Raw genomic sequence first — 12,185 nt, 5'->3', positions numbered from 1 at the left:
GTTATGCCAGTTTAGGCCTGTATGTCCGGTAACTTAGAAGCCGTTGAGCGGGAAATTTTAGGGTTGCAGGGGATGCTATTGACCGCGTTGGCGGAAATGCGTCAGCTTTATGATGTTTATTTGGAGATGCTCGCCCCCATTGCCCGTCAGCAGTTGATCACCGTGAGTTATCAGGTGTGCACCCAAGTCTTTCCAGAGCAATTTTTGAGCCTTGAGGATGCCGAGCGGCAGGAACTTCAGCGTCAGATTGCTGAACTGGCGATCGCCTTGGAGAGTACTATCTTAGGCCTACAACCCCGCGGCCAAGCAGACCAAACTCCAGCCCAAGAGGCGACGAATGGGGAGGAAGACTCAACAAGCTCACAGGACCCTACCTCCCTACCGCAGCAATTGAGCCAAGTCCTTTATCAAAGTTCGCTCAAGATTAACCATCTGCTGCAACGGGCAGCTATCTTACCGCCTGCCCCAATCGCGGTGATTTTAGAGATTGCCAGTCAGGCGGAAAATCGTCCCCTAGGGCGGATTCCCCATCTGTTGACCATGATGCTGGATGAGCAGAAGCCGCAAGAGGAAGGCGAAGAGAAGCAAGACACAAGTGAGTCCTCCAGGGAATCCTCGAGCCATCACCCCATCGCAGCTATTTATCTGCAACTTGAGGAATTGGAGTTTCAGCACCCCCCCTCGCCAATCAGCGCAGTCAAATTCGCCAACTGGAAGCGCGTCTGGCCACCCTGCAAAACAACTCCACAAAAACAGCGGCAATATTTGGTTCTCAAGGCCAGTCGCGCATGGTGGCAAACGTGGAAAGCCAATGACGCCGCAGATGCGACCGCGCGTGTTCCCGAGGTCATGGATGGTGAACCTTAGGTAAGGAGGCCTCCTGTGTCCCTTGACTGGCCACGCCTACAACGCGCCCTTGCCATTGAAACGGAGCGGGGTTTTTGTAACCTTCAGGGCAATACCTATCGGTTCAATGAGTATTTACACGAAGCGTTAACGCAGGCCCCTCTGCAACAACTGCCTCCTCAGGTGCGCGATCGCTGGCAGAAAACAGCGGCAGCCTATGCCCACTACAACGATCTGTCCCCCAGCCAACGACAACACCTGGTGGTGAAAACCCGCCAACTGCTCCACGATGTCCACAAACAACTGGCCAGTTCACCCCCAAGATCCCGTCCCCTCGATCAAGCCCTCAAAACAGTGCATGGGATTGGCGAACAGCTCCGCTGCGTCGTAGGCGATCGCCCTGCGGCGAAATTGGCAAAACTCGGGCTTTATACGGTTGCGGATCTCATTTACTACTTCCCCCGCGATCACATTGACTATGCGCGCCAAGTCCCGATTCGGCAACTCCAAGCTGGGGAGACCGTCACCCTTGTGGGTAAAGTCCGCCGCTGCAACTGTTTTACCAGTCCGCGCAATGCCAAGCTGACCATCCTAGAAATTATTCTTCAAGATCGCACCGGAGAAATTCGCCTGAGTCGTTTCTATGCCGGGGCTCGCTATGCCCAACGGGGATGGCAAGAGCAGCAAAAGCGCCTCTACGCCCCCCAGACCCTTGTGGCCGCCTCTGGCCTCGTGAAGCGGACGAAGTACGGCCTCACCCTTGAGGATCCAGAGTTGGAAGTGCTGGATCATGCTGGGGCAGAAATAGACTCCCTCACCATTGGCCGGATTGTGCCCGTCTATCCACTGACGGAGGGGATATCGCCCGAGGTGATTCGCCGTGCGGTCGCTCGCATTCTGCCCTTGGTGCAAGGCTATCCTGATCCCCTACCGCAAGCGCTACGCCAACGTCACCAACTCATGCCCCTAGACATGGCGCTGCGTCACATACACTTTCCGCCAGATCAAACCCAACTGAGTCTGGCACGGCGGCGGCTGATTTTTGATGAATTCTTTTATCTGCAATTGGGGCTACTCCAACGGCGGCGACAGCAGCAACAGCAGGCCAGTGCCCCCCTCAAGCCCCAAGGGGAACTCATTGAGCAGTTTTACCAACGGTTGCCCTTTCAACTCACAGGGGCACAGCAGCGGGTAGTGGCGGAAATTTTGGCGGATTTAGAGCAGCCGATTCCCATGAATCGCCTTCTCCAAGGGGATGTGGGGTCAGGGAAAACCGTTGTTGCCGTGATTGCCCTATTGGCGGCAGTGCAGTCTGGCTACCAAGGGGCACTGATGGCGCCCACGGAGGTTCTGGCAGAGCAGCACTATCGCAAGCTCTTTGAGTGGCTTACCCCCCTCCATGTGCCGGTGGAACTGCTCACGGGCTCCGTACGCACAACCAAGCGACGCCGGATTCTCGATCAATTGGCAACGGGGGAATTGCCGGTGCTGGTGGGTACCCATGCTCTTATCCAAGAGGGGGTGAGGTTTCAGCGGCTCGGTCTAGTGGTGATTGATGAACAGCACCGCTTTGGGGTAGCCCAACGGGCAAAGCTACAAGCCAAGGGAGTCCTGCCCCATGTGCTGACCATGACGGCGACACCGATTCCCCGCACTCTTGCGTTGACTCTCCATGGAGATTTAGATGTTAGTCAAATTGATGAATTGCCCCCCGGTCGGCAGCCAATTCAAACAACCATCTTGGGACGGGGCGATCGCTCCTGTGCCTACGATTTAATCCGCCGTGAAGTCGCCCAAGGGCGTCAGGCCTACATTGTCCTGCCTTTGGTTGAGGAATCGGAAAAAGTGGATTTGAAATCCGCCATTGCCGAGCACAAGCGATTACAAACGGAGATTTTTCCCAATTTTCGGGTAGGACTCCTCCACGGTCGCATGGCATCTAGTGAGAAGGATGCAACGATTCAAGCCTTTGCCCAGGGACAACTGGATATTCTTGTGGCTACCACGGTGATTGAGGTGGGAGTGGATGTCCCTAATGCTACAGTGATGCTCATTGAAGATGCTGAACGCTTTGGCCTATCACAACTCCATCAACTGCGGGGGCGGGTGGGGCGGGGTGCCCAACAGTCCTATTGTCTTCTGCTGCTCAATAGTGCTCGCAATGATGCTGCCAGGCAACGGCTGAATGTGCTGGCCCAGTCTCAGGATGGATTCTTTATTGCGGAGATGGATCTGCGGCTGCGGGGGCCAGGGGAGGTGTTAGGGACGCGGCAATCGGGATTACCAGACTTTGCTCTAGCTAGCCTTGTTGAGGATCAAGATTGCCTAGAAGCGGCACGATTGGCAGCGACTGAACTGATCGCAGAGGATCCTGAGTTACGGAGCTATCCTCTGCTGCAAGCCGCTCTCCAGCAACGGCGCGATCGCCTCCGCGAGACTATGATGAACTAAACTCCCGCCTTCAGGAGGGATATGTTAAATTTAGTTAAGAACCTGATAAAAAGCGCCGCCAATGAAAGTCTCTTGGAAAACTGCTCTCCTTTGGTCAATACCCCTACTGCTCATTGGGATTCTCCTATGGCAAGGGGTGAGCAACTTTATGCTCAATCAAAGTCAGCCTCCCCTGAATACTGCCAGTACGCGCATGAGCTATGGGCGATTCCTCACCTATCTAGATGCGGGTCGCATTAGTAAAGTCGACATTTTCGATAATGGTCGCACCGCCATTGTGGATGTCTCTGATCCGGAATTGATTAACGGCCGCCCCCTGCGGGTACGGGTAGATATGCCGGGGACAGCGCCAGAAGTCATTAGTAAACTGCGCGAGCAGCACGTAGAAATTGATGTGCATCCAGCTCGCAATGATGGTGCCCTGTTGGGTCTGTTGGGTAATTTACTCTTCCCCATCTTGCTTTTGGGCGGACTCTTTTTCTTTTCCGCCGCTCCAGCAATGTGCCAGGGGGACCGGGCCAAGCGATGAACTTCGGCAAATCTCGCGCCCGCTTTCAAATGGAGGCCAAAACCGGCGTGATGTTTGATGATGTCGCTGGTGTTGATGAAGCCAAGGAAGAACTGCAAGAAGTGGTTACCTTCCTGAAGAAGCCGGAGAAATTTACAGCAGTCGGTGCTCGCATTCCCAAGGGGGTGCTGCTGGTGGGGCCGCCGGGCACTGGCAAAACGATGCTGGCCAAGGCGATCGCGGGTGAGGCAGGCGTCCCTTTCTTCTCCATTTCGGGCTCAGAATTTGTCGAGATGTTTGTTGGCGTCGGTGCTTCCCGCGTCCGGGATCTCTTCCGCAAAGCGAAAGAAAATGCCCCCTGCTTGATCTTTATTGATGAGATTGATGCCGTGGGTCGCCAGCGGGGTGCGGGGATTGGCGGTGGCAACGATGAGCGGGAGCAAACCCTCAACCAACTCCTCACAGAAATGGATGGCTTTGAGGGCAACACGGGCATCATTGTTATTGCTGCCACAAACCGTCCCGACGTCCTTGATGCAGCGCTGCTGCGTCCCGGTCGCTTTGACCGGCAAGTCATTGTCGATACCCCTGACATTAAAGGTCGTTTGGCAATTCTCAAGGTACACGCCCGCAACAAAAAACTGGCGCCTGAAGTGTCCTTAGAAGCCATTGCTCGCCGTACGCCCGGCTTTACCGGTGCCGATTTGGCCAACCTCCTCAATGAAGCAGCGATTCTCACGGCCCGTCGTCGCAAGCCGGCAATCACGATGCTGGAAATTGACGATGCCGTGGATCGGGTTGTTGCTGGTATGGAGGGCACACCACTGATTGATGGCAAGAGCAAACGTCTCATTGCCTACCATGAAGTGGGTCATGCCATTGTCGGTACGCTGCTCAAGGATCACGATCCGGTGCAAAAGGTAACCTTGGTGCCCCGTGGTCAAGCCCGTGGTCTTACTTGGTTCATGCCCTCAGAGGATTCAGGGCTGATCTCGCGATCGCAACTCATGGCGCGGATGGCTGGTGCCCTGGGCGGCCGGGCAGCTGAATACGTTGTCTTTGGCGATGCTGAAGTCACCACCGGCGCAGGCAATGATCTACAACAGGTAACGGCAATGGCGCGGCAGATGGTGACTCGCTTCGGGATGTCTGACCTTGGGCCGCTGTCTTTAGAAACCCAAAATGGCGAAGTGTTTCTCGGGCGCGATTTGGTGTCTCGAACCGAATACTCTGAGGAAATTGCCGCTCGCATTGATGCCCAAGTGCGGGAATTAGTGCAGCACAGCTACGAACTGGCCATTAAGATCATTCGCGAAAACCGGGTCGTCATTGACCGCCTGGTGGATCTACTGGTGGAAAAAGAAACCATTGATGGTGAAGAATTCCGCCAGATTGTTGCTGAGTACACCGTAGTTCCCGATAAAGAGCGATTTGTGCCCCAACTGTAGGGCACAAACATTATCCCCATCCCTGCTCCCCCAATTTACCCTGGGGGATTTTTTATGACTAGGACACCTAATCTCAGGGAAGCCCCCAATGGCTCACTCTGGATTCGAGTTTCTACCCTTGAGCAAGGCAATCCACTCTTCCACTTGGGCTGCGGCAATCCCGCGACATCCCAATCCAAAAGCCAGGGCGATCGCCACCGCAATTGAACCAAAAAGAAGGCCAAAGGCAAGGTTCACAATACTGGTAGCAACGCCCATGTGCTGGAGTGCCATTGCCCCCACAAACGTCATGATGGCAATTCGGGCCGCTTGGCCTAGAAAGCGGGCCTGGGAGGTTCCAGAAGCGGCGAGAATCCGAAACGCCAAATTGGCAAAGTATAGGCCCACGGCCAAGATGAGGATACCCACCAGTACCCGACCGAGGATGATCATCAAGGCGCTGACAAAGGCAGTCAGGGCAGGGATATCCAGCACATCCACAGCCGCGATCGCCCCAAAAAACATTGTTCCCACCAAAGTAACAATGCCAACCACTTCAGACGGTTGGCGCCAATGGGCAGGACGCTCCGCAGGTTCTACAGCCGTGGCAGGCAGAGATTCAATGCCCAACCAGACAAGAACCTGATCAAACCCAATTGTTTGCAGGAAGTTTTGCACCATCTCAGCCACAAAGCGACCGATGACATAGGCCAAAATGAGAATAATTGCGGCCGTAAAAATTCTTGGCAAGGCCGTCAGCACTTCATTGAGCATTGCCGTTGCCGGTGCCGTAATGGCTTGAATTTGCAGCGCCTCAAGGCTAGCGATCGCCGTCGGAATCAAAATTAGGACATAGATGATTGTACCGATAACCGTTGCCAGGGATTCACCCAGACTAGCCTGCCCTAGGCCCAAACGCTGGCCAATGCGTTGAATTCCCATAGATGTCATTAAGTTAATGACTAAGCTGCGCACAATTCGCGCAATAAACCAGCCAACAATAGCAATGATTACTGCCTTCAATATAAAGGGCAGTGTCCCTAGGATATCGTTTAAGAGATTTTGCACAGGCTGCAGCGAGCCTTCTAGATTAAGCACCCCTAAAATCAAGGGCAGAAAGAAGAGAAACACAAACCAGTAGAGAGTATTTCCCAACATCTCAGCCACAGACATTGTGGGAGTCCCCTCTGGAGTGTCCTCTTTTCCAGATTCCAGCGGTAATGAACGATCCAAATTGAGAGAACGGGCAGATTGAGTCACGAGCATTTTCGATATGGTTGCCACGACCCAAGCCAAATCCAAAAGCAGAATAGCAACCCCTAGTTTTGGCAGGAAAGTAAAAATTTGATTCAGAAAAGCATTGAGAGGCTGGGAAACTATTGTGAGTCGCAGCGCATCCAAGAAGGCCACCACTCCCAGCAAAAAGATGATCCAAAAAACAACTCCTGAGAGAATTGCTGTTAGTGATAGGTTTCGCAGCGATTCATTCTCACCCAAGAACTGGCTCAACCATTCATCAAGACGCAGCCGCTTCAAAATTGATCTTGTTACCCTTGCCAAAACAATTGCAACAATCCAACCAATGAATAACAAAGCAAGTGCGATGATCACCCGCACTAAAAGCCCCCACCAATTATCCAGACCTAAGGTAAGGCCAGCTGAATTTTCACCAACTATCTGAGAAGGTTCTGCAAGATCGACTTGTGCCAATAACTGTTCAATATAGTTTCTGTACGGAAATGTAGAAATAATAAAGAATGTGAGTCTACCCTGCATTACTCGTATCTCCAGTGAGAGCAGCAAAAACTAACCGAGAAATTCAGTCCTATAATAACAATGAAGTCAAGTTTCTGAAAACAGATTTTAAGTAAATCTTTAGGATACTGAGATACATTACAAGTTGCTAACCTTTAGTGCAATAAAGCTCTATTCCATAGAAGGAGATACAAAAAGATAAGAAACTAAAAGCAAACTACAGTTAACCGTGTTGACATGTCCAACGCAGCAGCCCATTGAATCGCCTCACCCACCGTTCCCTTGGGCATTCAACAATCAATAATGACTGAACCGTGTCCTTTGCCCTGCCCATAAAACTAGACTTTTGTCAAGTTATTGTCAATCTCTCAAGGGATTTGTGCCTCCAGTCACTCGGTCACCTTCTCCATAGGAAACAAAAATCCCCCACCACAGAGGCAGGGGACTAACAAAAGCTAACTAGTGAGTGGATCAACCAAACTTGGCTGCGGTTGAAGCAATTAGGAAGGCCGCATAGGTCAAGACATAGCCAACGCTGAAGTGTGCCAGACCCACCAACCGGGCTTGAACAATCGACAGCGCCACAGGCTTATCTTTCCAACGCACAAGATTGGCCAAGGGAGTGCGCTCGTGCGCCCATACCAAGGTCTCAATCAGCTCTTGCCAATAACCACGCCAGCTAATCAGGAACATGAAGCCCGTAGCCCACACCAAGTGACCAAACAGGAACATCCATGCCCACACCGACAGGTTATTGGTGCCGAAGGGATTGTAGCCATTGATGAGCTGGGACGAGTTCAGCCACAGGTAGTCTCGCAGCCAACCCATGAGGTAGGTAGAGTTTTCATTGAACTGGGCCACATTGCCTTCCCAAACACCCAAGTGTTTCCAGTGCCAATAGAAGGTTACCCAGCCAATGGTGTTCAGCATCCAGAACATCGCCAGATAGAAGGCATCCCATGCGGAAATATCGCAGGTACCACCACGGCCAGGCCCATCGCAGGGGAAGGCATAGCCGAAGTCTTTCTTATCTGGCATCAGTTTGGAGCCACGGGCATCCAACGCACCTTTGACCAAAATCAGAGTGGTAGTGTGCAAGCCTAGGGCAATGGCATGGTGCACCAAGAAGTCCCCAGGGCCAATCGTTAGGAACAAGGAGTTGGTACCACTATTGATGGCATCGAGCCAGCCGGGTAGCCAGACGTTGCCATAGTTCGGCCAAGCAGTGCTGGCAATGCTATCGGGATTCGACAGCAATGTATCAAACCCATAGAGTAGTTTTCCATGAGCTGCTTGAATGAACTGGGCAAAGACCGGCTCAATCAAGATCTGCTTCTCAGGGGTACCAAAGGCCACCACCACATCGTTGTGGACATAGAGCCCCAAGGTGTGGAAGCCCAAGAAGAGGGACACCCAGCTCAGGTGCGAAATGATCGCCTCTTTGTGTTGCAGCACCCGATCCAACACATTGCCCTTATTTTGGGCGGGATCATAGTCCCGCACTAGGAAGATAGCACCATGGGCAAAGGCACCCACCATCAAGAAGCCAGCAATGTACTGGTGATGGGTATAAAGGGCAGCCATGGTTGTGTGGTCCTGGGCAATGAAGGCATAGGGTGGCAGTGAGTACATGTGTTGTGCCACCAAGGAGGTGATCACACCCAAGCAGGCTAAGTGCCAACCCAACTGGAAGTGCAGTGAGTTGTTATAGGTTTCATAGATGCCTTGGTGAGGCATATTGAAGGGGCCTTCCACCTTAGTGCCAAAGAAGTCCTTGGCATCCATCATCTCTTTAATACTGTGGCCAATCCCAAATTGGGTGCGGTACATGTGACCCGCCACAATAAAGAGCACCGCAATGGCAAGGTGGTGGTGAGCCATATCCGTGAGCCACAGGGACTCCGTTTGAGGATGGAAACCACCCAAGAAGGTGAGAATCGCGGTGCCAGCACCCTGTGCCGTGCCAAAGAGGTGGTTAGCCGTGTCAGGGTTTTGGGCATAGACGCCCCAGTTCCCCGTAAAGAAAGGTGCTAGACCGGCGGGGTGGGGCATGGTGCTAAGGAAGTTATCCCAGCCCACGTGCTGACCACGGGACTCAGGAATGGCTACGTGAATCAGGTGGCCTGCCCAAGCTAAGGAGCTAACCCCAAATAGACCTGCCAAGTGGTGGTTCAACCGCGATTCAGCATTTTTGAACCAAGAGAGGCTAGGACGGAATTTGGGTTGCAAGTGCAGCCAGCCAGCAAAGAGAGCCAGCGAAGCCAGAATCAGCAGGAAGATGGCACCTTGGTACAGGTCACCGTTGGTGCGCATACCGATGGTGTACCACCAGTGATAGACACCAGAGTAGGCAATGTCCACAGGGTTAGAAGCCCCAGCTTGGGTGAAAGCGTCCACTGCGGCTTTGCCAAATTGGGGATCCCAGATCGCATGGGCGATGGGACGGGTGTTAACAGGGTCTTGAACCCATTGCTCAAAGTTCCCCTGCCACGCAACGTGGAATAAGCTACCAGACACCCACAGGAAGATGATGGCCAGATGTCCAAAGTGGGAGGCAAAAATCTTTTGGTAAAGATTCTCCTCAGTCATGCCATCGTGGCTTTCAAAGTCGTGAGCCATGGCGATGGCGTACCAAATCCGGCGTGTGGTCGGATCCTGTGCGAGGTCTTGGCTAAACTTCGGAAATTTAGTTGCCATAGTTGGTTATCTCCTCCTCGCCCCTATCCTACAGAAATAATTCGAGCTAGGAAGAATGCCCAAGTGGTGGCAATCCCCCCTAGGAGGTAATGGGCTACACCGACGGCACGGCCTTGAATGATGCTCAGGGCACGGGGCTGAATGGCCGGTGCAACTTTCAGTTTGTTGTGGGCCCAAACAATGGACTCAATCAGCTCTTGCCAGTAGCCGCGGCCACTGAAGAGGAACATGAGGCTGAAGGCCCAAATGAAGTGAGCACCCAAGAACAACAAACCATAGGCGGATAGGGCTGAACCATAGGAGCCAATCACCTGAGAAGCTTGTGCCCACAGGAAATCCCGTAGCCAGCCATTGATGGTGATGGCACTTTGGGCAAAGTTACCGCCCGTGATGTGAGATACCGTACCATCGGGGGCAACAGTACCCCAGACATCCGACTGCATCTTCCAACTAAAGTGGAAAATCACAACGGAGATGCAGTTGTACATCCAGAACAGACCCAAGAAGACGTGATCCCAACCAGAGACTTGGCAGGTGCCGCCACGACCGGGACCATCGCAGGGGAAGCGGAAGCCTAAGTTGGCTTTATCGGGAATCAGGCGAGAGCTGCGGGCAAAGAGTACGCCCTTCAGCAGAATCAGCACTGTCACGTGAATGGTGAAAGCGTGAATATGATGCACCATGAAGTCGGCAGTTCCCAAGACAATGGGCATCATGGCCACTTTGCCACCGACAGCAACCACATCACCACCAAAGGCGACACTAGCCGTCGCTGCTGCATTGGGAGCAGTGCCGCCGGGGGCTAGGGTATGTAAATTTTGCACCCATTGGGCAAACACGGGCCGAAGCTGAATCCCCGTATCGGAGAACATATCTTGGGGACGACCAAAGGCCCGCATCGTGTCGTTGTGGACGTACAGACCGAAGCTGTGGAAGCCCAAGAAGATGCACACCCAGTTCAGGTGAGAAATGATGGCATCGCGATGGCGCAGAACGCGATCCAGAACGTTGTTCTGATTCATGGCCGGATCGTAGTCACGCACCATGAAGATGGCACCGTGGGCAGCACCCCCCACGACCAGGAAGCCACCAATCCACATGTGGTGGGTAAACAGCGACAGTTGAGTTGGATAGTCGGTGGCCAAGTAGGGATAGGGGGGCATTGCATACATGTGCTGTGCCACAATAATGCTCAGGGAACCCATCATGGCAAGGTTGATCGCCAGTTGGGCATGCCAAGAGGTGGTTAGCACTTCATAGAGACCTTTATGGCCAGCACCTGTGAAGGGGCCTTTGTGGGCTTCGAGGATTTCTTTCAGGCTGTGGCCGATCCCCCAATTGGTGCGGTACATATGACCAGCAATGATAAAGAGGACGGCGATCGCCAGATGGTGGTGAGCCGTATCCGACAGCCAAAGGCCACCGGTAACAGGATTCAAGCCACCGTTAAAGGTCAGGAAATCCGAGTAGGCAGCCCAATTCAAGGTGAAAAAGGGAATAACGCCACTAAAGAAACCCCAATCCACTTTGGGATATAACTCGGCCATCAAGCTGGGGTTAAGAATAAACTCGTGGGGCAAGGGAATATCCTTAGCAGCAACCCCTGCATCCAAGAGTTTGTTGATGGGTAGTGAGACGTGGATCTGGTGACCTGCCCATGCCAAAGATCCCAACCCAAGTAAGCCGGCAAGGTGGTGGTTGAGCATGGATTCCACGTTTTGGAACCATTCCAGCTTAGGAGCGCGCTTGTGATAGTGGAACCAGCCTGCAAAGAGCATTAAGCCAGCCATGACCAAGCCACCGATTGCGGTGCAGTAAAGCTGGAACTCATTGGTGATCCCAGAGGCACGCCACAGTTGGAATAGCCCCGAGGTGATTTGGATGCCGTGGAAACCACCGCCGACATCACCATTGAGAATGCCTTGACCCACAATGGGCCAGACCACTTGAGCACTGGGCTTGATACCGGTGGGATCGGCCAGCCAAGCCTCATAGTTTGAGAATTTTGCACCGTGGAAGTACATCCCACTCAGCCAGATGAACACCACAGCCAGATGGCCGAAGTGTGCACTGAAGATTTTGCGGGAAATATCTTCAAGGTCGCTCGTGTGTGTATCAAAATCGTGGGCAAGAGCGTGGAGGTTCCAAATCCAGGTGGTGGTTTGGGGTCCTCGGGCCAAGGTGCGGTCAAAATGCCCAGGTTTTGCCCATTTTTCAAAAGATGTGGGCACCGGGTCATTATCAACCACGACTCTGACCTTTGGCTCTCGCTCCGGTGGACTGATGGTCATCGAGTCTCTCCTCTCTCTTAGGCAAGGAAGGAACGAGGGCATTCACCTCGAGAATATACAAAGATCTTTAGATCAGTGATTGTGAAGAATCGTGAATCTAAAGACCCACAATGGAACAATAAAGCCCGTTCAGGAGGCGAATGCTCAATTCAGCATTATAGAAGGGGAGTACAGACTTTGCCGATAATTAACATTATTTAAGATGCTTGA

Annotated in this window: 5 protein-coding genes and 2 pseudogenes; 3 read left to right on the top strand and 4 right to left on the bottom strand. The window is 52.9% G+C overall.

Features of this window, described 5'->3' with window-relative positions; all coding sequences use genetic code 11:
- The first annotated feature begins 21 nt into the window (after positions 1–21).
- The 3 genes and pseudogenes from NK55_RS10365 (at position 22) to ftsH2 (ending at position 5,253) form a co-directional block, all read left to right on the top strand.
- Positions 22–867 (top strand): hypothetical protein, encoded by an 846-nt coding sequence (locus tag NK55_RS10365; RefSeq protein WP_024125657.1) that lies wholly within the window; start codon positions 22–24, stop codon positions 865–867.
- Positions 868–882: 15 nt separating this feature from the next.
- Positions 883–3,297 carry an ATP-dependent DNA helicase RecG gene (gene recG, locus NK55_RS10360; protein ID WP_024125656.1) on the top strand — a complete coding sequence of 805 codons (2,415 nt, stop codon included), beginning with the start codon at positions 883–885 and terminating at the stop codon, positions 3,295–3,297.
- A 61-nt stretch (positions 3,298–3,358) separates the two neighbouring features.
- Positions 3,359–5,253: pseudogene (ftsH2, locus tag NK55_RS10355) on the top strand (ATP-dependent zinc metalloprotease FtsH2).
- Between the two features lie 93 nt (positions 5,254–5,346).
- Here the strand turns inward: ftsH2 and NK55_RS14095 are convergent.
- The 4 genes and pseudogenes from NK55_RS14095 to psaA form a co-directional block, all read right to left on the bottom strand.
- Positions 5,347–6,405 carry a mechanosensitive ion channel gene (locus tag NK55_RS14095; protein ID WP_255325349.1) on the bottom strand — a complete coding sequence of 353 codons (1,059 nt, stop codon included), beginning with the start codon at positions 6,403–6,405 and terminating at the stop codon, positions 5,347–5,349.
- A 111-nt stretch (positions 6,406–6,516) separates the two neighbouring features.
- Positions 6,517–7,008, bottom strand: a pseudogene (locus tag NK55_RS14090) (hypothetical protein); the annotation flags it as partial.
- A 450-nt stretch (positions 7,009–7,458) separates the two neighbouring features.
- Positions 7,459–9,684: a photosystem I core protein PsaB gene (gene psaB / locus NK55_RS10345; RefSeq protein WP_024125654.1), complete on the bottom strand. Its 2,226-nt coding sequence runs from the start codon at positions 9,682–9,684 to the stop codon at positions 7,459–7,461.
- A 23-nt stretch (positions 9,685–9,707) separates the two neighbouring features.
- Complete coding sequence (psaA, locus tag NK55_RS10340) at positions 9,708–11,915, bottom strand: photosystem I core protein PsaA (RefSeq protein WP_398508331.1); 2,208 nt, start codon at positions 11,913–11,915, stop codon at positions 9,708–9,710.
- Positions 11,916–12,185: the final 270 nt, after the last annotated feature.

The organism is Thermosynechococcus sp. NK55a (genome assembly GCF_000505665.1).
Taxonomy (GTDB): Bacteria; Cyanobacteriota; Cyanobacteriia; order Thermosynechococcales; family Thermosynechococcaceae; genus Thermosynechococcus.
The sequence above is the reverse complement of the archived record's forward strand: the minus strand, read 5'-3'. Positions and strand labels throughout refer to the sequence as shown.